A 22,752-nucleotide genomic window follows, 5' to 3' on the forward strand; every position below is an offset into this window, starting at 1 on the left:
TGGTCCCGCCGGGCGGAGGGGCGTATGATGGATTCAAGAGACAATCGATCCCTCAAGTCCCTCCGAGCCCGGTACGTGCCATGTCGAGCGAGACGAGCGAGCCCCCGATCTGCAAGGTCTACCATTGCGGGCTGGAGGCCGCCCTCGCCGTGATCGGGGGCAAGTGGAAGCCCTTGATCCTCTGGGCCCTCAGCTCCGGCCCGCGCCGCTTCGGCGAGCTCCGCCGGCTCGTGGTCGGGATCAGCGAGAAGATGCTCATCCAGCAACTCCGCGAGCTGGAGATGGATGGGATCGTCCTGCGAAAGGACTTCCAGGAAGTCCCTCCGAAGGTGGAATACTCGCTGACGAACTTCGGCGTCACCCTCCTCCGCGCCCTCGGCCCACTCTGCGAGTGGGGATCCGAGCACATGACCCGGATCGGCCAGTTGAAGGCCGAGACCCTCAGCGGTTGAGTTCCTGCCAGCGCCGGTAGACCTCGATGGCCTCCGGATCCGGCTCGTGGGCCATCGGCATGGACCGCTCCTGCCAGGGCTTGCAGACCTCGCCGTAGAGGCTGGCGAGGCTGAAGTACTTGCGGTCGTCGACGTAGAACTGCGAGTAGTCCTCGCGCGTCGTGATGAAGACGACGCGGTCGGGGCTGCAGTAATACATCGCGCTCAGGCACATCGGGCAAGGGTGGGCGAGGATGTAAAACTCGCACCCGGTGAAGTGCTCGGTCTCGAGCTTGGCCGAGGCCTCGCGGATCGCGCAGATCTCGGCATGCGCCGTCGGGTCGTGCGTCTGCGCGACGAGATTGACGGCCTCGGCGATGATCTCGCCGTCCCTCGCGATGATACACGCAAAGGGACGCCCCCCCTGCTCGACATTCTTCCTGGCGAGTTCGATCGTGCGCCGGATGAGATCCATGGAGCCCCCTCTGGCCTCGTGACCCTGACGCCGCGTTATTGGGTAGAATGTCCCCAATCTAACCCGGGTTGGGCCCCCTTCTCCGCTCTTTCCCGACCCGCCATCCCGAGAAAATCTCGATCATCCGGGAATCAAACGCCCCCGACCGGGCAATATCAGGGCGGATTCCGGGTTCGAGGGATTGCGAATGGCTGCCATGCGAACTGGATCGACACGCGAGGTCTCGGGGCACCTGCAAGAACTCCTCGATCGCGGGGCAAGCGGCAACCTCACCGACGCCCAACTGCTCGCCCGCTTCAACGCGCGTCGGGACGAGGCGGCCTTCGCGGTCCTGGTCGATCGCCACGGCGGGATGGTCCTGCGCGTCTGTCGGTCGGTCCTCAGGGACGAGCACGACGCCCAGGACGCTTTCCAGGCCACGTTCCTGGTTTTGGCCAGGAGGTCGCATGCCGTTGCCGGGGCCGTCTCGGTGGGGCCATGGCTGTTCGGAGTCTGCCAGCGGATCGCCGTCAGGGCCAGGGCCGACGCCCTGAGACGTCGGGCACGCGAGCAGGAGCATGCCGAGACAACCCGTCGTGACGAGGCCCAGGAGTATCCGCCGGAGCCCGAGGCCTGGCCCGAAGTCTATGCCGAACTCGCCCGGCTTCCCGAGAAGTTCCGGGCTCCCGTCGTGCTCTGCTACCTGGAAGGCCAGACGGCCGAGCAGGTCGCCGAACGTCTGGGATGTGCCCGGGGCACCGTCCTCTCCCGGCTGGCTCGGGCACGCGAGCGGTTGCGATCGCGTCTCGCCTCGCGAGCCTTGATCCTGCCTCTTGGTGTGCTCGGTGCTTCGACCACGACGCAAGCGGCAAGGACCACCATCCCGACGCGACTCGCCGGCGCCGCCGTCCGGCAGGCGATTGATGTTGTGGCGTCCGGCTCCATTCCCACGAACGTCGCCAATTTGGCGGGAAGGATGATGCGTTCCATGAGGATCGCTCAATTGAAGCCCGTGGCCTCGGGCATGCTGACCATCGGATTGGCCACGGGTGCGATTGTCCTGGCCCAGCAAGACACACCGGCGCCGAAGCAGGAACCGGCGCAAGCAGCCTCTCCCTCTCCCGCACCAACCGGTCATGATCGCATTCAGCCGGGGACCATCTGGACCCCCATGCGGAGTGACAACCTGATCTTGAAGGGGCATACTCAGGCGGCCTTCTGCGTCGCGTACTCGCCCGATGGCGACCTCGTGGCCTCGGGCGGGGCCGATCGCGATGTGAGGATCTGGGATGCGATCACCGGCAAGGAGCGTGGGACGATCCACATCGCCCCTCATACCGGGAAGCACGCCGCGGTCATGAGCGTCTCGTTCAGCCCTGATGGCTCTCGCCTGGCGACGGCCACCGATGACATGACGATCCGGATTTACGAAGTGGCGTCGGGCGTCGAGCATCTGAAGATCCCGGTCCGCTGCTTCGCCAACGTCGTGGCCTTGTGCCCTGACGGTAAGACGCTGGCCTGGGGAGGGACGAACCCCGCCGCCGATGGCGAAGCGGGTGGCTGGAAGACGATCACCCTCTGGGATCTGGAGGCGGGGAAAGAACGGGCCGTCTTGCGCGGGCATTCGGAAGGGATCAGCTCCCTTTCCTGCACCGCCGATGGGTCGAGGCTAGCATCAGGGAGTTACGATCAGACGGTCAGGCTCTGGAATGTTGCGTCGGGCGAGCCGCGAAAGGTCTTCCAGTCGGAGCAGCCGGTTCACGGCGTGGCCCTTTCCCCGGATGGGAGCAAGCTGGCGGCGGCCTCGGGCCAGCGATACTCCAGCGACGATGACAAGACGACGGCCGAGCCCGGGTATGTTCAGGTCTGGGATGTCGCCGTGGGTAAGGCCCGCAACCCTATCGTGGCCCATGCGAGCGCGGCCCGAACTGTCGCCTTCCATCGGGACGGTGAATTTCTCATCTCCGGAGGCCAGGATGGCCAGATCAAGCTTTGGGATGTCGCAACACTGGAACTGAAGGCGATGATCACCGGCCACAAGGGCTATGTCTTTTCCCTGGCCTTCGCACCGAAGCAATATGCGGTCGCCTCCGCAGGCATGGATCACACCGTCAGGATTTGGGAATTGAGAAGTGTGATCCCAATCAGTCTTGAACCCATAAGGCCATCGAATTTGCAGGCTCCAGAGGATATGTAAGGCGACAAATATTCTAATTTAAGAAGATAAATAATAATTTATATAAGCAATAAATGAAAGGGCGTCGACCTCTTTGGTCATGGCGGCCTCACGTGCGGGAAGCTCGGCGAGCCGTCCCCCATGAGAATTTATAACGGCCCCGGCCTTCGCGTGTTGCGAAGGCCGGGGCCGTGTCGCATGGAGCAACGGCCTTGGAGCACGAGGCTCAGCCTCGAGCCTGCTTGACCAGCGGCATGACCTCTCTCATAAGGAAACGCAGGCTGTCGCAGATCATGTCGTGCGAGAGCCCCGCCCAGCGCAGTTCGAGGTTGGCGACGTCGAAGGGGGCCTGTTCGTGCAGCTCGAGCAGGCGGTTCGCCACCGTCTCGGGGCCGCCGACGATGAAGTTGATCGGGTGGTCGCAGAGGTCCTCGGGGCGCGTGGGCTCGGGGGTCGCGGCGGGGATCTTTCCCTCGTCGCGGAAGCGTCTCCAGAGGGTCCGCAAGGCGGCCTCGGCGAGCTCGAATGCGGACCGGTCGTCCTTGCCGATGAAGACCGGGCGATTGGCGGCGACGAGGCCCGTGCCGCCGACCTCGCGATAGGCGGCGCGATATTGCCGGTACTGCTCCGGGGTCCGGAGATGCGAGAACATCATGTTGAACCCCATCAGGCCCGCGATCCTTGCCGAGCCGACGCTGTTGACGGCGACCCAGCAGCGGTCGGCGAGGTCGGCCGCTGGGACCGGCAGCGAGCGATGCGGCGGGACGGCGAAGGAGCGAGGGGCAACCCCAGGCCAGTTGCCGCTCCAGGCCGATCGGATGACGCCGAGCGCCTCTTCGAACCGGGCCTGACGGCCGCGGTCGTCCATCATGGGTGAGCCGAAAAGCTCGGATTCCTCGGGCGTGCTCCCGCTGCCGAAGCCGACCGCCATGCGACCCTGCGTCAGCACGTCCGCCACCGCGACCTGCTCGGCCACGTCGAGCGGGTGATGCAGGTTCAGGCAGATGATCGCCGTCCCCAGCGCGATCTGCCGGGTCTGGCCGGCGAGATGCAATGCGAGCAGCAAAGGGGTGGGCAGGTGCCCCTTGTGGGCGTGGGCGTGGTGCTCGGAGAACCAGGCATAGCGCACGCCGAGCTCGTCGCCGAGGCGGACGAGGTCGGAGACCTCGTCGAAGATGATCGACGAGGGCTGGTCCGGCGGCCCTTCGAGATGGTCGGTCAGCCCGATCGTGAACATGCGCCGGCGTCTCCTCGAAGGTGTTTGGGGGTCGGGCGGTTCGATGCCGATCCTCGGTCGATCATGCGAGCTCCTCCGTCGTCGAGGAGGTCGCGAGCTTGTCCTTGGGCGGGTGGAAGAAGATCGCGAGCAGGATCGCCGTGAAGAGCGAGATGCCGAACGGGACGAGGAAGAGTCGGTGGTAGTCGATGACCTTCACCACGCGCCCGCCGACGGTCGCGGTCGTCCCGAAGAGATCCCCCACCCAGCTCCAGAGGAACCCGGAGGCGAACTGCGCGATCCCCAGGATCATGAGGTTGAAGAGGCTCTGGGCGCTCGTGCGGATGTCCTTGGGGAAATGCTCGTCCACGTAGATGAACAGCGTGGCGAAGAAGCAGGCATAGGCAAACCCGTGCACGACATTCACGAGGATCACCGGCCAGAGCAGGTCGCGGTCCCCCATCGCGTAGACGCCGAATCGGATCGACTGGCTGAGGACGCCGAAGATCAGGGTCTTGCGCCAGCCGAGCCGCTTGATGATGGAGCCGAGCATCGCCATGGCGATCACCTCCATCGTCTGCCCGATGCTCATCGCGGGCGCGATCCAGTTCTCCGGCAGCCCGATCGACTGCAGGAAGCGGCTGGTCCAGAAGTAATAGGCGTTGTGGATCAAGGAGTCGAAGAAGGTCGCGATGAAGAGGACGAGGATGCTCGGCTTGGCGAGCAGCTTGATCGCCTCGAACGGGGCGAAGGGCTTCCCCTGGCGCGAGGCCGGCGGCGTGTGCGGCAGCCTGAGGCAGAAGGCCGCCAGGATCAGCGAGGCGATGGCCGAGACGTAATACGTGCCGGTCAGGGCCGCCTCCATCGGTGCGCCGGTCTTCGGCGTCGAGAGGGCCTTCCCCAGCCAGGCGAAGAACCCGCCCGCCTCCGCCATCGAGGGGACCCTTGCCCAGTCGATCGGGATGAAGACGAGCGGCCATGCGGCGGTCACCCAGCCGACGCTGCCCCAGAGCCTCAGCAGCCCGAAATCCTTGCGAGGGTCCTTGGCATGGGCGAACGCGATGGCGTTGGCGATCGAGAGCGACGGCACGTAGAAGAGGCAGTGGACCAGGATCAGGCCGAAGAAGGGCCAGAAGGTCTTGACCTGCGCGAGCCCCAGCATCGTCAGGGCGCCGACGAGGTGGCTGAAGGCCAGGAGCCGCTCCTGCGAGACGAGGCGGTCGGCGAGCTGCCCGCCGAGGAACATCCCCGTCACCGAGGCGATGGCGAAGGAGTTGAAGATCCACGCTTGCTGGATGCTGCTGAAGTTGAGATAACGGCTCCCCATGTAGAGCCCGAGCAGCGGGAACCAGGCCCCCTTGATGAAATATTCAAGGAAGAACATCAGGCAGAACTTGGATCGGTCGGCCACCAGCATCGGCAGGGCTCTCCATTCGTGGGGGCGAAGGCGTGGGCGAGTGCGGCCGCCTGGCTTTTGGCATGGCCCCGAACGGACGACCCCCGGCCCGCACGCGGTTCGATTCCGCGGGCGGATGGAGAGCCGGGTCATCCGCGGTGACTGCCGGGCCAACGACGGCGAGGGCTCGGGAGGATCATCGTCGCGTGCCGGGCAGAGACGGCGGCCGGTCCACGCTCGACGACGCTCCGAGCCAGCCATCTTACCGGACCGGTCGGCATAAGGAAGCTCACAGCCGCCCGGCTATCCTCCCAACCGCCAGCGAGCTAGAATTTCTTCATGCGAAAAATCACCCCTCTCCTGCTCTCGTGCGTGCTGCTTCCGCCCGGCTGCGGGCCCGTGTCGCCCCCCATCGAGGTCCCCGTGACCAAGGTGGAGGAGCGTGACGATCCGGCTGTCGAGGAACTCCTCGGCCTCATGCGGAAGCGGCTCGACGTCATGCACGACGTGGCCCGCTGGAAGTGGGCCGCCAAGGCCCCGATCGAGGATCCGAAGCGCGAGGCCGCCTCGCTCGATGACGTCGCCGAGCGTGCCAAGGGCCTCGGCCTCGATCCGGCCGTCGCCCGCACCTTCTTCGCCGCGCAGATCGAGGCGGCGAAGGTCGTCCAGCGTGCCGACTTCCGCCGCTGGGAGGCCGACAAGCATGGGCCCGAAGGGAAGGCGCCCGACCTCGCCGGGGTCTTGCGGCCGAAGATCGACGGCCTGAACCGTGATCTCCTCGCCGCCCTGCCGGGCGTGCTGTCTCTCCTCCGCGACGACGATGGCTTCAGGCTCTGGATCACGATCCGGGCCGAAACCATCCTCGCCGGGGAGGGGATCGATGACGATGCACGTTCCGCGGCGATCCGGCCGCTTGTCGAGGCCCCCGCTCCCGGCGCCCGGATAAGGAGCCAATCAACCCCGGCCAAGCCGAAGTGACGCGAGCCCTATTCAAAGAAGCCCCCGATGGCTCTCACTCCAATCCATCGGAGGGAGCCCTCGGGGGCACTTTGCGTTTCAAAAGGGTGGCGGTCGCTCAGGGGACGGCGACGTTGATCGGCTTGTCGCCATCCTCGACGAAGACTTCCATCACGTTGGCCTTGAGCGAACCCTTGGGGCCGGCCTTGGGCGCCGAGGTTGTGCCTCGGGCGAACTGCGGGGGGACCGCTTTGGTCCTCGGGGCCGACTTCGTGACCTGGGGCTTGGGCGGGGCGACGTCGGGCTTGAGGTCGGGGGCCCAGACCGAGACCTTATTCTCGCCGTAGAGGGTCGTGAGCGTGTACGAGCCGTCGGCGCCGATCGCGGCCGACTTGCTGCTGACGAACTTGCGGTAGACGTTCGACGGGTCGAAGATCACCTCGCCCGAGGTGGCCGGCTTGCCGTTGATGGTCACGGTCCCCTTCACCGTGACCTCCTGGGTCGACGAGGAGACATTCGGGGCCCCCGAGCCGCAGCCCGCGACGGGGACGATGGAGGCGGCGGCCAGCAGGATGGCCGCCCGGCTCAGACGCGTCATGGTTCTCGTTCGCTCCGCGACGGCCCGACCTGGGCAGGAGCCGTCGTTTCGAAGGTAGATCATGTTCTCAGGTTGAGAGCATGTGTTGAGCTTTGAATCGTCTTCGGATCTCTGGGCGCCCGAGGGCCGTGTGCGGCGACCCCACGATCGTCGCAAACGGCGAACTCGGGCAGATCGGCTCAGTAGGCGTCGGCCGAGACGACCTCGCCGGCGGCCTTCGAGGCGATGGCCCACCAGACGGACGTATTCACGGAGTTCTTGACGCTGCGGGTCGAGCCGTCGGCGAAGAGCACGTTCACCACGCCCGGGTGGCGGCTGCTGGCCGTGGCGGCGAAGCCGTTGTTGGCATAGACGCAGCTCCAGGTGTTCGGCGGCATGACGTGGCAGTAGGAGCCGACCATCTCGGCTCCGGCGTACCACTGGTAGCCGTGGCTCCAGATCTGCGGGGTCGAGGTGGCCGAGGGTTTGCTCTTGAGGCAAGCCTGGTAGTCGGCATTGGGGTTCGGCGGGAAGGCCGGGTAGGTGCTCGAGGCGTCGCCGTTGGCCGAGGTGGGGAGGACCGGATCCCAGGGGGCCGTGTCGTCATTGCCGATCCCCTTGACCATCTCGCTGAAGGCGGCCGTGTTCGATGTGCCGTCGGTGATCGAGCTCAGCTTCACGGGCGGGTAGCTCTGCGGCATGTAATAGCTCGCATAAGAGATCCCGACGCCGGTCAGGGCCTGGGGCACGTTGGCGTTGTTCGTGTTGTAGTAGTAGAACTCGTCGGCGGTGGCCCCCGCACACATCATGTAGTTCGAGTGGCCGTCGGCGTTGGCCAGGCGGTCCATGTCGGACGGGCACTGGAAGACGTTCATGGAGATCCGCATCATCGTCGTGTTGACGGGGTTGCCGCTCCACATCGCCGCCCCTGTGTTGGCGAAGTTGGTGGCGTTGAAGACGGCCTGTTGCTCGATGTAGGGGAGCAGCATCACGTGCGCCGACCAGCCGTTGTAGGGCCCGGGGCCCTGCGCCCAGGGGAAGGCCTCGGTGTTGACCGAGGCGTAGTTGTGCAGCCCGAGGCCGAGTTGCTTGAAGTTGTTGGTGCACTGGGCGCGCCTGGCCGCTTCGCGGGCGGCCTGCACGGCGGGCAAGAGCAGGCCGATGAGTACGGCGATGATGGCGATGACGACCAGGAGTTCGATGAGCGTGAAACCGCGGCGAGTTCGGCGATCAGGCATGGCTGGCTCCTTTGTGGCGAGAATGCGGGGCCCGGTCCGGACCGTCCTGAGACTTCCGATGAGGGACCGATCGATGACGTGAGATGACGGCGTGGGTGGGCAGTTTCGGTCGCACCGAACCTCGCGGGGTATTGGGGAGAGGAGCCCCCCGCGGCCGTTCGAGACGTCCCCCGTGATCGGCTCACGCGGCCGAGGAGGGAGTGAGTGCGCCGAGGCGAGGCGAGGAGCCTCGCATCCAAACGCCCTGGCGTCAGTTCATCAAACCTTCTCGACGACGATCCCACAATCGGTAGTTCTACCGACGTCGTCCTACCGACTACCGACGCCCCGCCTTGGCCACCGCCTGGGCCCTCGATCGCACATGGAGCTTCTTGTAGATGCGCTCGACGTGCGTGCGCACGGTCGCGTAGCTGATATCCAAGGCGGCCGCGATCTCCTTGTAGAGGCTACCGCCGGCGAGGAGGCCGAGGATCTCCAGCTCCCTGGGCGTGAGCTGAGAGGCCTCCGGCTTGACGCTCGGGCTGGCGGGGGCCTTGAACGACTCGACGACCTTGCGGGCGATGTGGCTCGACATCGGCGAGCCCCCTTGCTTGATCTCGAGGATCGCCTCCATGATCCTCGCGGGCGTCGCCCGCTTGAGCAGGTAGCCGGTCGCCCCCGCCTGCAGGGCCTTGAAGATGGTCTCGGTGTCCTCGTAGACGGTCAGCATCAGGATCTGCACGTCGGGCAGGACCTCCTTGATCCTCGACGCGCACTCGATCCCCGAGGCGTTGGGCAGGTTGATGTCCATGAGGATGACCTCGGGCGTCTCGGCCGGGATGCCGTCGAGTGCGCCCTCCGCGCTCTTATATGATCCGGTGACCACGAACCGGGTCCCGTCGTCGAGGAACTTGACGAGCTCCTGGCGAAACGACGCGTTGTCCTCGACGATCGCGATCCTGGTGGCGATGGGGGGCGGGGTCGTCATCGCGGGTCCTCCTGCCGACGGCCGGCGGTTCCGATCGGGAGCCTGAGCGCGACGCGGGTGCCGGTCCCCGGGCCGCCGGTAATCTCGCAGGTGCCGCCGACGTCGGCCATCCGGCGCCTCATGTTCTCGAGCCCGTTCCCCTGCTCCGCGAGGCCCGGGTCGCAGCCCCGGCCCTGATCCTCGATCACGACCACGAGCATCCCCTCTCCTTCGCCCTTGGCCCGGAGCCAGACCTCCTCGGTGCCGGAGTGTTTCACGACGTTGTTGAGCGCCTCCTTGGCGGCGAGGAAGAGGTGGTGCCGGCGGTCGGCCGACAGCCAGGCCTCGGGCAGCTCGGCGGCGATATCCTTGCGGCAGACGATCGGCGTATCCGCCAGGAATTCGTCGGCGTACTGGCTGAGGTAGGTCACGAGCGAGCCGACCGTGTCGTTCCTGGGGTTGATGGCCCAGACCGTCGCGTCGAGCGATCGCACGAGCTCCAGAGAGTGATTGTGGATCTTGACCGCCTGCTCGCGGATCTCGCCCGGAGAGGCCGCCTCCTCGGCCGCCAGGGCGCTCCAGAAGCCGATCTGGGTCAGGCTCGCGCCGAGGTCGTCGTGGATGTCCCTCGCGATCCTGGCCCGCTCCCGCTCAAGGTCGCGCTGATGCTCGATCTCGGCGAGTTGCTGCATGTATCGACGCCGGAGGATGAACCGGATCAGGGCCATGAGACCCAGCGTGCCGATGAGGAGCATCCCGCCGCTGAAGGCCCAGGTCTCCCAGAAATGGGGCTCGACGCGGAGCGTCAGCGAGGCCGCGTCCTCGGTCCAGAGGCCCACGCGGTTGCAGGCGGTCACGTCGAACTGATAACGCCCGGCCGGCAGATAGCTGTAGATCGCCGAGCGCTGGGTGCCGACGTCGACCCAGTCCTGATCGAGGCCGTTGAGCTTCACGCGGAACTGCGACTTCTCGGAGGACGGACCGAGGAGGTTCGAGTAGCGGAACTCGATCCGGCGCTCGTTGGGCGAGAGCGAAAAGACGGCTCCTCGATCCGACGGCGAGGTGGAGAGTTCTCGCGAGCGGCCGTTGACCAGCACCTCCTCGATCACCACGCGCGGAGGCTTATCCGGAGGGAAGGCGACGGCTGGATCGACCAGCGCCAGGCCGCTGAGCGTCGCGAAGGCGAGCTCCCCCGAATGGAGCCGGACGGGAGGCCCTTCGGAGCATTCATCGGACGGGAGTCCGTCGATCCGATCCAGGATCAGGGGGTAGACCTTGGACCGTTGCCGGGCGGCCAGGTCCTCGAGGTCGACCTTCGACAGCCGGGCGATCCCCCGGTTCGTGCCGATCCAGATATGGCCGTTGCCGTCGTCGAGGATCTGTCTCACGGTGTCGTCGGGCATCCCTTCCTGGCGGGTGAAGAAGGCGAGCTTCCCCTGCTTGAGCCGGCCCAGGCCGCCGCCGACCGAGCCGATCCAGAGGGTGTCCTCGGGGTCGACGAGCAAGGCCCCGACCTCCTCGCTGGCGAACTGCTCGCTGCCGTAATACCGCTCGGTCGTCCCCTTGCGGAACCGGAGGAGGCCCCCTCCCCTCGTCCCGACCCAGATCATGCCATCCCTGGTCTGCGCCAGGCTGAGCACGGCATGGCCGCTCGTGCTGATCCCCGAGTCGCGGAATCTCCCATCGAGATATCGCCAGATCTTCCCCGACGACATTCCCACCCAGAGGCCCGCCTGCCGGTCCTCGATCATCGCGAGCACGGAGTCCCCCTCGAAGATCGAGACGAACTCGTCCCCGGCGATGCGCTCGCCGCCCCGGAACTGGTGGAGGCCGTTGCCCATGCCAACCCAGCAGGTGCCGTCCCTTACGGGTAAAATGGTGTTGATGTAGGTCGTATCCGGCGACAGCTTGAGCGGCAGGACGTTGCGGAACCGCCCGGCGTCGAGCTGATACAACCCCGCGCCTCGCGTCCCGACCCAGAGGACGCCGGGAGACGGCTCCCCCACGGTCTGCACCGAGAGGGCCGCGAGCCCCTCATCCTGGCCCAAGCTCGTGATCCTCGGAGGCGAGAGCCGGTAGAGGCCCGTGCTCTGCGTGCCGACCCAGACGCCCCCCTCGGGGTCGGGGAGGACGCAGGTGACGAGAGGAGTCCCCTCCATCAGCTTGTACGTCTCGGCCTCGCGGCGATCGCCCCGGAAGTAGTTCAACTCGCCGTGGGGGAGGACGCACCAGACGAGGCCGGCGGAGTCCTCGGCGATGCGCTGGACGAACGTCAGCGAGGCCTCGAGCTGGACCTTGCATTCGGCCCAGCCGTCCTCGTCGCGGCGCAGGACGGTCTCGTGGTCGGTTGCCACCCAGAGCCGGCCCTCGTGGTCTTCCATCAGGGCCTGGCTCGTCCTCTGGAGCCCGAGCCGGCTCGCGTCGATGGGCGCGGTCCACTTGCCCTTGTCGAAGGTCAGGACGCCCGCGAAGTACGAGGCGACGGAGACGGAGCCGTCGCGCGAGACGAGGATCGCGTCGATCCCCCGCCCCTGGAACTGGTCGACGCCGTCCCCTTGCGAGATCCGGCCGTCGTCCCAGATCGCCAGCCCCTTGTTTGTGCCGACCCAGAGACGCCCGCGGTGGTCCTCGGCGAGTGCGGTCACGGTGTCGGACGGGAGCCCGTCGCGCATCCCGAGGCTGACGAATCGGCCTTGCTCGAAGCGAGCGAGTCCGCCCCCTGCCAGCCCTGCCCAGAGCCTCCCGCGGCTGTCCTCATAGATGACGTGGACGCGCCCCGTGCGGAGGCCGTCGCCGAGGCCGAACGTCCGGAACCGCATGCCGTCGAATCGGGCGAGGCCCACGCTGGTGCCGACCCAGAGATACCCCTGGCGGCTCCTGGCCATGCAGGTCACGTGGTTCTGCGGCAGGCCGTCTTCCGATCGCCAGTTCCGGATCACGAACCGAGGCCCCTTCTCTTCCACGATCGGACCGAGCAGCAGCGGGATGAGGCAGGCCAGGGAATGGAGCATCACCCCCGTCCCTCCCGCGGGCGGAATCCGCCCTTTGATGATCGGCCATCAGCGAGGTCTCGAGCGGAGGTCAACCTGTCCGCCATCGTTGGAGCACTCCCGAGAAAGCGTCGCACGTCGCGATTCACCCCGAAGATCGCGACGCCCCGACTCTCGACACCTCAATCATACGGGAGCTTCTCCAAGAAACGGCAGGACGGCCGTAGCCCCGGCGCGAAGTCCGATCGGTACCTCGATGTATGCTTGTTATTTTCTAAGGAATTCGCTGCCGGAGAAACAGTCGGTAGTTCTACCGACCGCTTTCGTTCACATCGCGGTTGGGCCGATGGAATGCCTTGAAGGGGCGAGATGTCTGAAAGAGTTGAGAGGGCTCAATCAACGCAAAGATCCGGGCCGACGCCATGCGTCGGCCCGGATCCTGGGATGTTTTGATGGAGGTCGAGGGGACGCGTTACTTCGAGTCCTCGCACGCCGCGCATTCGGCGTCCTCGACCTTGGTGGCGCCGGTCTTCTCCACCTTCTTGGCCTCGCCCTTGGGGAGGTTGGGCACGAGGTTGGGGTCGTAGGTCGAGCCGGCCGAGACCTGGATCATGGTGATCCGCATCTTGGTGGGGAAGTATTTCTCGTGGTCGGCGCGACGATGGGCGTGGCCCCGGCCGCCGCTGTCATCCTTGATCACGAGGTCCATCTGCTTGATGCCTTCCGACCAGATGATCGAGTCGTTCTCCCAGAACGACTTCATGGAGACGTCCTTCTCGTAGACGCCCTTCTCGCGATAGATGATCGTGCCGGTGCAGCCGTAGCCGTTGCCCTTCCCCTTGTTCGGGATGTAGCAGAGGGTCCAGGTCGTCGGGGCGCCTCCTGCGGGCTTCTCGATGACCTCGGCGCGGATATGCACGGTGCCGTTGCGGTAGTCGACCGGCGCCGTCCAGTCCTTGGGGCGGTCCGGGTTGATGTCCTTGCCCTTGACGTAATAGTGCGACTTGCTCGGCTTGGAATTGTCCGCGTCGGCCTTCGTGTAGTCGAAGGTGACGTCGAAGAGGACGAACTGCTCCGCGTGGCCCGTCGCGGGGGCGAGGAGCCAAGACCAGGCCCCCACCAGCAACGAGATGCCACCAACCCTGAACGCTCGGAGAACACCGATCTGCATCATGGCCTGTCGACTCCAGAAATGGCCGCCTTGAGCGAGGCTGACGAGGGATTCGGATGTGCGGAATCCGTCGTTCTCTCCGGCTCGGTGCGTCTCTGGAAGACGGTAAAAGGGCCCGATGGCAGCGTCAATGACCTTCTCCGAAGGAATCTTCGCGACGTCGATCGGACGAGACGAACCTCCCGCCGATCGGGCGTGTCACCGGAGTCGGAGCGGAGACGATTCGGCCCGCGTCACTTCGCCGATGCCCGTCGAAGGAGCGACTCATGTCTCATCCGATGGGATCACGCAGGCCGACCATCCTCGCCCATCACGAAGATCGGCACGAATCGAGTCCTGGGGGCGATGGCCCTGACGCCCAGCCCGCCGCTCACGGCGCCGATGAGCAGGGTGATGGAATCGTTCCGAGGGAACCCCATCAAGCTGTATACGGACCCCGCCACGAAAAGGGCGGCGATATGCAGGAAGATCAGGGGCCGGATATTCATGACGTCATTCCTGGAGGTTCGGAAGAATCGGGCGGGGCCGGCGTTTGGCCCTGCACACCGACTTATCCGAAAGGATGGGTCGAACGGACACCGGCCGGATCCGTTTCCACTCCCACCCTTGACGGCGGAAATCGTGTCGCCGTCGAGCCTTCGTCACCGACTAATCTATTACCTGTCACGTCGGAAATCGAACCCTTCGCAATCGGCAAGAGGATGCCCTTCACCTCCTGATCAAGGAGTCTCACATGTCATTCGACAACAACTACCCGCATCGCAAGGATTGGCGAAAGCCGTATCTGAAGTCGAAGCGATTCGACCGCTCGTGCCGACCCCACGGCAACTGCGGCTACTGCGAGCAAGACCGGCTCTTCACGAACATGCAGCGAGTGCCCCTCCTCGACGAGGACGCCGAGGCCAGGCTGACGGACCATATACGCAGTCGCATCGCGTCCTGACCGTTGAATGACGGACCGCGGCGATGATTCGCGTCGAGGGCTTCTACGCTGAAACGGCGTGACAGGCGGCATCTTCCGGTGATGGCTCGGACGTCATCCCCTCACGCGAACCGCCGCGGTCCAGATCGTTTTACTTTGTATCGAGATAATAACGTGTATTTAGTGTAAATGTGTGGTATTTTGTTTTTTTGTAAAAATGGCCGCGAACTCGCCCGTCAATCCAACCCTTCATTCCTCGGTCCGATCAGCGGCGGTGATCCCGCTCCTGCACCCTCGTCGCAGACGACATCATCTCGCACCTGATGAACGTTCTGGACCCCGGGTTCGATGATCCTCTGCATCGCCACGAAGCCATTGCCCGTACCACCGCTCGGCTTCTTGTGGATGTAGTAGATATGTCCGCGCTCTTCCAATCGCAGCGCGAGCCGATGCAGGCCATACAGGGCCGCAATCCCTCCGATGGCCGTCAGCAGGTAGAGAATGGCTCCATCGCTCATGGCGATCCCCTTGCCTCGCGTGTCGAACTCTTTCACGAGGACAGGACGAGTCGGTGGGCGGCGATCGCTCAGATTCTTCGAGCGTCAGGCGTTGCCGGGTCCCCGGGACTCACGAGCGAGTCTTGAGCCGGCGGCATTCGTCGGCGAGGATTCCACCAAGGATCCGAGGCGCCGGCTTCCAACCACCCAGCGCATCCGAGGTCAGGATCGGCAACGCGGAGGTCACGCCGCCGATCATCGGGGTCTCGATGCCGTAGACGACCATGGCGATTCCCGACTGCCGGATCACGTAGGAGCACATCAGGCAGGGTTCGGCCGTGCTGTAGAGCACCGCGTCGGCCAGGTGGCGAGTGCCCAGCGCCTTGATGGCCTCCTGGCAGGCGATGATCTCCGCGTGCCCCGTCGGGTCGTTGCCTGCGGGAAGCCGCTCGGCCCCTTCGCCGATGATCTTGCCGGCGAGCACGACGACGCTGCCGACGGGCGTGTTGCCCTGCCCTCGCGCCTGGATGGCGAGCTCGAGACAGCGATGCATGTAGATGTGATGCGTCTTGGCGCTTTCCGTCATGAAGGGCTCGGGCATTCCTGCGGTCGCCGAGGTTCGAGAATATTGCGGCGAGGGGTTTCGGTTCGATGTCGAATGCGTGTGATTCTATGACGACGAGGCAAGACGCTGGAACCCCCGAGTGTCTCTTCGGGCGAATCCGCGTCTTGGCCTCGGCTCGGTCGGAGTTGTCTCGCGTGAGTTTATCGCATGGAGATCCCGACCCCGAGTTAGGATCATCCTCGGCCCTTGAGTCGGGCCGATTTTGAGTGGTAAGGCCGGTTGTCAGGATCATTGCCCGAGCGAAGCAACCGCCCCGGGCAAGGAAGGAAGAATGAGGGTCGACATCAGGTAAGCCGCAGGGACGGGGCGGGCGTGGCCGGATCTCGGCCCGTCCGCCGGTGTGCGAGGGCATCAGCGACGAGCCGAGCGGAAGGCCCCGCCGTACCCGCCACCATAGCCGCCGCCGTATCCCCCTCCGTAGCCACCACCATACCCGCCGCCGTAGCCACCTCCGTATCCCCCGCCATACCCGCCGCCGTAACCCCCACCATACCCACCACCGTATCCCCCGCCGTACCCGCCGCAGTTACCGCCGGGATAGGGGTAAGGACGCGGCCAGCACCCGCCACCGTAGGGAGGAGTCCAGCACCCGCGGCCCCCGCCGTACCCGCCGCCATATCCCCCGCCGTATCCTCCGCCGTGCCCGCCACGTCCGCCGTTCGCATGGGCGGGGGCCGCGGCGATCATCAGCCCGGCCAGGGCCAGGGCCCCGGTGAAGAACAGGCTCTTCAGCACGCTTCGCTTCGACTTCAATCCCGACGCCACCTTCTGGATGCTCAGCTTCATCGGAACTCTCCTTAACTTCTCAGGCCGTCTTTCGTTGGGTGTAAGGCACGTTTCCGAACGTCCCTTCACGAGAGTTATCAACATCCGGCGGCCGGGCGGACAAAGTGCGTGACGTCTTTGGTGCGATTTCATCGCATGAAGTGGTAGAGGCGATTTGGGCCCAAGGAATCAGCACGTTGAAACGTCATACCTCCCGCAGGGCATGGCGCAGGATGGGTTGCATGTTTGACGGATGTCTGTTCTTCTTGGCCGGGATGAGTGCCTCGGTCCGAACCTCGATTCGAAGGCGGGAGTCAGGGGTGGATGACGACTCATAGCGGGCACGCCAGACTCCGAGCCGCGCCGGTCGGGAATCTCGAAAGGGGCCTGGCCGGGTTCGCGGGCGTTTCGCGATCGTTATCTTAAAGAGAGAAGATTTTGAGAGGTTGCGCGCGGACGGAGCCCCGCGCCTGTCAAAGGCCCTTGCGATTCATGTCGGTTTTGGGCGAGTATGGGCCTCGTACGGCGAAAGCCGGTTCAGTCGCGGAAGGAACCACTCACGAGGAACTGAGAAGGCCAATGGCATCGGCATGGAGAAATCTCTTCGAGCGTGCCTCGAAGGGCCACGATGTCGTATCGCGGTCCTCACCGCGCCGACGGCTCCTGAAACTGGAGTCGCTGGAGCCGCGCCTCCTCCTCGCCGCCGACGAGGTGACCCTCGACGACCCGACCGTGGTCGTGCCGACCGAGTTCTCGCTGGTCCTGCCGCCGTCGAGCGCGACGGCCCTCACCGTCCCCTTGCCGGAGTTCTCGGATCCGACCGAGGTCTCTCAGGTCGACCTGCCGCTCGGCAAGTTGGGGCTCGTCGACCTCGCCACCCAGTCCGATATCTCGGGCCTCTTGCCGGCGGAAGGCTCCGCGATTCTCTACAGGACGACGGTCCCCGACCCTGCGATTGCCTCGTCGATCCAGATCTCCTTGACCTGGGATAACGCCAATCCGCCGGCCGACGCCAGGCTCTGGCTGCTCGACGAGAACGGCCAGGTCCTCGCCTCGATCTCCGCGGCGAGGGACCTCATCTGGCAGATCGACGGCTTCACACTCGCGCCGGGTTCGGATCTGTACGTCGGGGTCTCGGGCAGCTCGAATGAGGCGAGCCCCTATCATCTCGAGTATCTCGAGCCCTCCGACCTGGGCGGCCTGGGCGGGGGCACCCCCGCGGCACCCGACACGGGGGGAGGCGGTTTCGCCGACGACCGCGAGATCGTCATGACGACTCTCGTTGGCGGCGACGACGATGCCGCCAAGGGCGAGCCTACGCTCTCCAATAACTTCACGCCCGCGCCACTGCCCTCGCCCGCCCTCGCGATGGGGAGGCAGGTCGGCCCGATGTCCGGGACCCCTGCCCCGAGCCTCTATGCGCTCCCGACGGCCTCTCTGCCGCCGGTCGCGGGCAAGCTCGCCCATCCCGTGCAGGTTGCGCCCGCCGGGTCGCGCGAGGGAGTGAACGTCGACCTGAACATGGTTGCCAGATCCATGGTCCCGCAGTCATCCACGACGTCGGCCTCGCTGATCGGGTCGAGTGCCACGTCGTCACTGGCGAATTCGGTCGGGGCCTCGCAGTCCTCGTCCCTCGGCCAGGGGGGGAGCCTCTGGCTGCCCCGGGTCGAGATCCCGAACGGTGCGACCCCGACGTTCTCCGCCCGATTCGCAGGCCTGCCGCATCTGGGCGCGGGGCGAGGCGAGCCGGTGGACGCCCTGAAGGATCGCCGAGGGCGATCCAGCCTGGCGGTCCTGCCTCCGCTCCTGGCGATGGAGCCGAGCCAGTCGGGCCGCGGCGAGATCCCCGAGGCCCTCGCGGCGGCCGATGCCAAGCGGCTCGAGGACGGCCCGGGCTCAAGAGAGACGGGACGCACCCTGGCGAGGAGCACCGGCACGCTCGCCGCGCTCAGCGTCTCCGCCCACCTGCTGATCGGGGTCTTCTACCCCGATCTCATCGAATTCCGGCGACGGGCCCGGGACCTGGGAAGGGTGAAGCGGCGAAGATCGCGTTGATCCAGGGGGGGCACAGGCGGCGCGCCAGGCCGAGGAGCCTGGGCGATCGCTCGGGCCTGTGGCCGACGCAGTCGGCATAGACGATCGCGATCCGACCGATCAGGCCGGGGCGGTCGTCGGCCCAGTCGGCCGCTCGTTCCAGATCGGCGAGGGCGTGGTCCCAGAGCCCCAATCCTGCGAAGGACCGGGCTCGTTCGAGGAAGGCCGGGGCCTCTTCGGGGTCACGGTTCACCACCTGCGTCCAGGCCTCCACCGACTCCTGGTAGCGGTCGAGCGCGAAGAGGGCGCGGGCCCGCAAGGCCGAGGCTTCCTCGGAGGCCCCAGCCTGAGCGGCGAGGTCCCCGTCGTTGAGCGCCGAGGCGGGGTTCCCCTCCTCCATCGCCAGGTTCCCGCGGAGGATCAGCAAGGCCTGGTCATCAGGCTCGAGCTGGAGCCCTCGTTCAAGGTCGGCGCGGGCCCCGACACGATCCCCCTTGCGATAACGCACGCGGGCCCGGAGCAAGTAGGCGGAGGCCGAGAACGGCGCGGCGGCCAGGGCGCGATCGGCCTCGGCCTCGGCGGCATCGTGGCGATCCAGGGCGCTCAGCAGGACCACCCGGCTCCGCAGGGCGATGAACGCGGCGACGTCGTGGCCGCGAGACTGCCCGTCGAGGCGGTCGGCGGCGGCGAGTCCCTTGCGCATGACCTTGCCGGGGGCCGGCCATCGGGTCAGCTCGTCGGGTGAGATGGTCGAGAGGTCGATCTCTCGGCCCGACGCGAGCCTGGCCCCGGAGACGAGCCTCTGGCGGCTCGGGCGCGGGTCGAGCTGGTACGCCGCCTCGGCGTCATCGGCCGCCGCGGCGAATTGCCCGAGGGCGAGCCGGGCGAGGGCGCGATAGGAGAGGTAGAGGGCCTGTTCGCTCGCGTCGCGACCATCGCCGATCAGGACGTTGAGGTCGGCCTCGGCGAGATCCAGGCGCTGGGCCCGGAAGGCGAGCAAGGCACGGCCGAGCCGCGCGAGGCCGTCGCTTGGATCCTCGGTGAGCAGCAGGTTGTATTCGGACCAGGCCCTTCCCGAGGCTCCGGCGTCGGCGTCGAGCTTGGCCCGGTTGAGCCGGGCGACCCGCCCCGCCTGGGTGTTCGGGCCCAGCGCCAGCACGCGGCCGTAGTCGCGGTAGGCCCCGATGTGATCCCCTACACGCTGGAGGACGTGGCCGCGCTCCAGGAGGATCGCGGTCATATCCCCTTCGGAGGCGAGGGCCATCGCCTCCTCGAGATCGCGCAAGGCCCGGTCCCAGGCGCCCCGCTGCGACCAGTAGAGATGGGCCCGGTTCAGCAGAACCCAGGGGTTCCGGGGCCGGAGCGCCAGCGCCGCGCCGTAATGCACCAATGCCGATTCGACCCGGCCGCCCAGCTCGTGGTGATAGGCCAGGTAGAACTCATACCAGTAATCGTCCGGCTGAAGTTCCACCGCGCGTTCGAGCCAGCCGAGGGATGTCGCCGGCTCGTTGCGGAGCTGCGAGAGCAGGCTCCACTGGAAGCAGGCCCGTGCGGAGGTCTCGCGTGCCGGGTTTTGCGGGAATCGGGTGGTGAACTGGACGGGGTTGTTCCCGACTCCCCGGCAATGGTCTCTGAGCGCCAACCAGGGATCCTTGGGCTCGACGAAGCCGAGGGCCCGGTCGCAATAAGCCAAGGCCCTCGCGGCCATCTCGGTGTCGTCGGGCCAGTCGGAGACGACGATCTTGATCCAGAGGAAGAGCAGCTCGTTCACCTCGTTCAAGAGCCGCTTCTGACGCTCGGGATCGAGGTCGCGGAGGCCCGCCCGGCTCGTCCAGGACGGATCCTGGAGGACGCCGAAGGGCTCGAGCTCGGCCTGGAGCTGTCGCGAGGCCTCCCTCAGGTCGACGCCCAGGCCGATGAGGGCGAACCGAAGGGCCTCGCCCCGGAGCAGGAAGCGGTCGACGAGGTCCCGGTGCTCCTGGATCTCGAGGGCCCGCCGCCGTCTTTCTCGCACCTGATCGCGAAGGGCCTGGAGCCCGCGACGGTCGCGGATCTCGTCGCTCGCGCGGGCGTATTGCTCGGCGGCCAGGGTAAATTCGCCATTGGCCTCGGAGCGCTCGGCCTGTTGGAAGTGGTCGTTGTATCGGGCGTCCTCGCGGCCCCGTTCCGCCTGGGCCCGCCCCCAGGCCACGATCATCAGCACGAGCAGGAGCACCATCGGCGCGGCCAGGGCGATCCGCCAGCGGTTCCTCCGGAGCGAGCGGACCATGCGGCTGGCCCAGGGCTCGCGAGCGTGGCGGAGCGGCTCGTCCTCGGCGACGGCCCGGAGGTCCACGGCCAGGTCCCCGGCGCTCTCATATCGGTCATCGGGGTCGGGGGCGAGACAGCGCCGGATCACCGTCTCGAAGGCCGGCGAGACGCCGAACTCGGTCGACTTGAGCCGGGGGGGGCCCGAGCGTCGGCTGGCGAGCGCGTTGCGAAGCCGCTCGGAGAGGTTCGCGCCATCGACCGTGAAGGGGTCGCCGCCGAGGGCTTCGTACAGGACGACGCCGAGGGCGAAGATATCCGCGCGGCAGTCGACGGCCGCGACTCCTCCCGATATCAGAGCTTCCAGATGCTCGGGGGCCATGTAGGCCATCGTCCCGCCGAACCGGCTGGGCTTGTCCTCGTCGCCGTCGGGGGGGGAGTTGGCGAGGTTGAAGTCCAGGAGCAAGGGCATCCCGTCGCTGGTGACGAGGATGTTGCTCGGCTTGATGTCGAGGTGGAGGATCCCGCGTTCATGGGCGAACTGCAGGGCCTCGGCCAGGTTGGCCCCCCACCCCGCCATCGCCCTTGCGTACGACCGCCCTGCCAGGATGGCGCGCCCCGGCGTCGCCGCGACGGCGGCCTCGGGCGGGTCGAGCTCGTCGAGGGCCGAGACCAGGGCCGAGCCCGTCCTCGGAGCCGAGGCATCGAGCGCGGAGAGAAGGTGGGCCAGGGTCACGTGCCCGAGATAAGGCATGCAGAGCAGGTGCAGTCCGGTCGCAGGGTCGGTCCGGTACGAGTGGATCGGGACGATGTTCGTATGCTGGAGCCTGGCGAGGGTCTGGGGCTCGCGCGACCCCGTCCTCGCGATCTTGAGGGCCACCGGCCGGTCGGCCAGTTGCCGCTCCTCGGCGCGGAAGACCCTGGCGAACGAGCCCCGGCCCAGCTCCTCGACGAGGAAGAAGCCGGCGATGGTCTGCCCGGCCTCCGGGAACCGCACCGCGGGGGAGAGCGTCGCGCCGGTGAAGTCCACCGACATCGTCGCGCCGGCTTCCTCGACCACGAACCGATGGATGTCCAGCGTCTCGCGGATCATCGTCGCGATCTCGGGGAACCGAAGCTCGCAGGCGGCCGGGTCGGGCTGGGTGCCGGCCTCTTCGCGGAGGCAGAATTCCTCGTAAACGAGGGCCACCTTGGCTTCGGAGGAGAGCTCGGGATAGCGCCTGAAGTAATCCTCGATCGCCGAGGGCTCCCCCGCGCGCAGGCGGAGGGCCAGGTCGACGCGGAGGAGTGAGAGGAGCGCCGAGGGGCGGTCGGAGGCTCGGCCGGGGAGGTAGTGCTCGGGGTCGGGCCGGGTGGTTTCCTTGGCGGCTTGCCAGTCGGCCTCGAAGCAGCGCGCGCGGTGCTCGGCCTCGGTGTTGGAGCCGAGATCCCAGGTTGGACTCAGTCCGGAGGGACTCATCCCGGAACTTCCCCTTCGTCGATCGCCTGGCGTTGGAGCAACTCGAGCACCCGCCGGACGGTCCGCTCGCTGATCCCGAGCCGCTCGGCGATGATCGGGGTCGTGTGCCCCTCGGCGCGGAGCTCGAGGATCGCGCGACGCCCCTCGGGCAGCAGTTCGCGGAGCCTGCCGAACATCTCCCTGGCCTCGGCCACCTGGCTCGCCGTGTCGTCCTTGGCGATCACGTCGCGGGGCCGCGTCCCTTCGAGGCAGAGCGGCTCTTCCCGCCGCACGTCCGCCTTGCGGCTGGCCGCCCGGCGATGCTTGTCGATGACCTTGTTCCGCGCCGTCTTCGCCAGGAAGACGATGAGATGCCGGGGATCCTCGAACTCGGCCGTCCCCGCGCGGATCCTCTGGAAGAAGCTCCCCCAGACGCTCTGCAGGAAGTCGAGCGAGTCGAACCTCGAGCGCAGGAGCCTGGGCAACTGGCGGCGGACCACCATCCGCACCTGCGACTCGTACTTCGTGAGCAGCTCGCGCGCAGCATCCTCGTCCCCGTCCCGGATCCGATCCAGGACGGACCTCAGGCTGCTACTCCCCTGCCCGTCAGCAGATGGCTCGCTCATGGTCATCGGCGAGAATCCAACACCCTGGCAATGGCTGTATCCCCTC

At 66.7% G+C, this 22,752-nt stretch carries 19 protein-coding genes; 5 read left to right on the top strand and 14 right to left on the bottom strand.

What is annotated here, in order from left to right; translation table 11 throughout:
- The first annotated feature begins 80 nt into the window (after positions 1–80).
- Complete coding sequence (locus ACOYYX_RS24365; RefSeq protein WP_422924548.1) at positions 81–452, top strand: winged helix-turn-helix transcriptional regulator; 372 nt, start codon at positions 81–83, stop codon at positions 450–452.
- Here ACOYYX_RS24365 and ACOYYX_RS24370 read toward each other — a convergent pair.
- Positions 442–906 (bottom strand): nucleoside deaminase, encoded by a 465-nt coding sequence (locus ACOYYX_RS24370; protein WP_422924550.1) that lies wholly within the window; start codon positions 904–906, stop codon positions 442–444. The two genes, ACOYYX_RS24365 and ACOYYX_RS24370, sit on opposite strands and share 11 nt — an antisense overlap.
- Before the next feature lie 187 nt (positions 907–1,093).
- On the opposite strand from ACOYYX_RS24370, the gene ACOYYX_RS24375 reads away from it, so the two are divergent.
- Complete coding sequence (locus ACOYYX_RS24375; RefSeq protein ID WP_422924552.1) at positions 1,094–3,082, top strand: sigma-70 family RNA polymerase sigma factor; 1,989 nt, start codon at positions 1,094–1,096, stop codon at positions 3,080–3,082.
- A gap of 205 nt (positions 3,083–3,287) precedes the next feature.
- Here the strand turns inward: ACOYYX_RS24375 and ACOYYX_RS24380 are convergent, their stop codons facing one another.
- Both ACOYYX_RS24380 and ACOYYX_RS24385 read right to left on the bottom strand, forming a co-directional pair.
- Positions 3,288–4,298 (bottom strand): LLM class flavin-dependent oxidoreductase, encoded by a 1,011-nt coding sequence (locus ACOYYX_RS24380; protein ID WP_422924554.1) that lies wholly within the window; start codon positions 4,296–4,298, stop codon positions 3,288–3,290.
- Positions 4,299–4,359: 61 nt separating this feature from the next.
- Positions 4,360–5,694 (bottom strand): MFS transporter, encoded by a 1,335-nt coding sequence (locus ACOYYX_RS24385; protein ID WP_422924556.1) that lies wholly within the window; start codon positions 5,692–5,694, stop codon positions 4,360–4,362.
- A gap of 318 nt (positions 5,695–6,012) precedes the next feature.
- Here ACOYYX_RS24385 and aroQ point away from each other — a divergent pair, with 318 nt between their 5' ends.
- Positions 6,013–6,651: a gamma subclass chorismate mutase AroQ gene (aroQ, locus tag ACOYYX_RS24390; RefSeq protein WP_422924558.1), complete on the top strand. Its 639-nt coding sequence runs from the start codon at positions 6,013–6,015 to the stop codon at positions 6,649–6,651.
- Between the two features lie 97 nt (positions 6,652–6,748).
- Here aroQ and ACOYYX_RS24395 read toward each other — a convergent pair whose 3' ends face one another.
- The 6 genes from ACOYYX_RS24395 to ACOYYX_RS24420 form a co-directional block, all read right to left on the bottom strand.
- Positions 6,749–7,228, bottom strand: coding sequence for a hypothetical protein (locus ACOYYX_RS24395; protein ID WP_422924559.1), 480 nt, complete (start codon positions 7,226–7,228; stop codon positions 6,749–6,751).
- Positions 7,229–7,407: 179 nt separating this feature from the next.
- Positions 7,408–8,445 (bottom strand): DUF1559 domain-containing protein, encoded by a 1,038-nt coding sequence (locus ACOYYX_RS24400; RefSeq protein ID WP_422924560.1) that lies wholly within the window; start codon positions 8,443–8,445, stop codon positions 7,408–7,410.
- Positions 8,446–8,761: 316 nt separating this feature from the next.
- Positions 8,762–9,412, bottom strand: a complete 651-nt coding sequence (locus ACOYYX_RS24405; RefSeq protein WP_422924562.1) for a response regulator — start codon at positions 9,410–9,412, stop codon at positions 8,762–8,764.
- On the bottom strand, positions 9,409–12,402 hold the full coding sequence (locus ACOYYX_RS24410) for a two-component regulator propeller domain-containing protein (protein ID WP_422924564.1): 2,994 nt from the start codon (positions 12,400–12,402) through the stop codon (positions 9,409–9,411). Before ACOYYX_RS24410 ends, ACOYYX_RS24405 begins: the two co-directional genes overlap by 4 nt.
- A 451-nt stretch (positions 12,403–12,853) precedes the next feature.
- Positions 12,854–13,555 carry a hypothetical protein gene (locus ACOYYX_RS24415; RefSeq protein WP_422924566.1) on the bottom strand — a complete coding sequence of 234 codons (702 nt, stop codon included), beginning with the start codon at positions 13,553–13,555 and terminating at the stop codon, positions 12,854–12,856.
- Positions 13,556–13,836: 281 nt separating this feature from the next.
- On the bottom strand, positions 13,837–14,040 hold the full coding sequence (locus ACOYYX_RS24420) for a hypothetical protein (protein ID WP_422924568.1): 204 nt from the start codon (positions 14,038–14,040) through the stop codon (positions 13,837–13,839).
- 245 nt (positions 14,041–14,285) lie between these two features.
- Here ACOYYX_RS24420 and ACOYYX_RS24425 point away from each other — a divergent pair, with 245 nt between their 5' ends.
- The gene (locus ACOYYX_RS24425) at positions 14,286–14,495 is read left to right on the top strand and encodes a hypothetical protein (protein WP_422924569.1); all 210 of its coding nucleotides are present in this window, start codon (positions 14,286–14,288) and stop codon (positions 14,493–14,495) included.
- Positions 14,496–14,710: 215 nt separating this feature from the next.
- On the opposite strand, the gene ACOYYX_RS24430 is transcribed toward ACOYYX_RS24425, so the two are convergent.
- From ACOYYX_RS24430 to ACOYYX_RS24440, 3 genes are all read right to left on the bottom strand, one after another.
- Positions 14,711–14,992 carry a hypothetical protein gene (locus ACOYYX_RS24430; RefSeq protein ID WP_422924571.1) on the bottom strand — a complete coding sequence of 94 codons (282 nt, stop codon included), beginning with the start codon at positions 14,990–14,992 and terminating at the stop codon, positions 14,711–14,713.
- Positions 14,993–15,101: 109 nt separating this feature from the next.
- A complete protein-coding gene (locus ACOYYX_RS24435) occupies positions 15,102–15,572 on the bottom strand; it encodes a nucleoside deaminase (protein ID WP_422924572.1) in 471 nt (156 codons plus the stop codon).
- 375 nt (positions 15,573–15,947) lie between these two features.
- The gene (locus tag ACOYYX_RS24440) at positions 15,948–16,382 is read right to left on the bottom strand and encodes a hypothetical protein (RefSeq protein WP_422924574.1); all 435 of its coding nucleotides are present in this window, start codon (positions 16,380–16,382) and stop codon (positions 15,948–15,950) included.
- Positions 16,383–16,940: 558 nt separating this feature from the next.
- On the opposite strand from ACOYYX_RS24440, the gene ACOYYX_RS24445 reads away from it, so the two are divergent.
- Positions 16,941–18,416 (top strand): LEPR-XLL domain-containing protein, encoded by a 1,476-nt coding sequence (locus ACOYYX_RS24445; protein WP_422924576.1) that lies wholly within the window; start codon positions 16,941–16,943, stop codon positions 18,414–18,416.
- Here the strand turns inward: ACOYYX_RS24445 and ACOYYX_RS24450 are convergent.
- Both ACOYYX_RS24450 and ACOYYX_RS24455 read right to left on the bottom strand, forming a co-directional pair.
- Positions 18,355–22,101 carry a protein kinase domain-containing protein gene (locus tag ACOYYX_RS24450; RefSeq protein WP_422924578.1) on the bottom strand — a complete coding sequence of 1,249 codons (3,747 nt, stop codon included), beginning with the start codon at positions 22,099–22,101 and terminating at the stop codon, positions 18,355–18,357. The genes ACOYYX_RS24445 and ACOYYX_RS24450 overlap by 62 nt on opposite strands.
- A complete protein-coding gene (locus ACOYYX_RS24455; RefSeq protein WP_422924579.1) occupies positions 22,098–22,712 on the bottom strand; it encodes an RNA polymerase sigma factor in 615 nt (204 codons plus the stop codon). Before ACOYYX_RS24455 ends, ACOYYX_RS24450 begins: the two co-directional genes overlap by 4 nt.
- Positions 22,713–22,752 lie beyond the last annotated feature (40 nt).

Source organism: Singulisphaera chitinilytica (assembly GCF_049331405.1).
In the GTDB taxonomy this organism is placed as follows: Bacteria; Planctomycetota; Planctomycetia; order Isosphaerales; family Isosphaeraceae; genus PoT.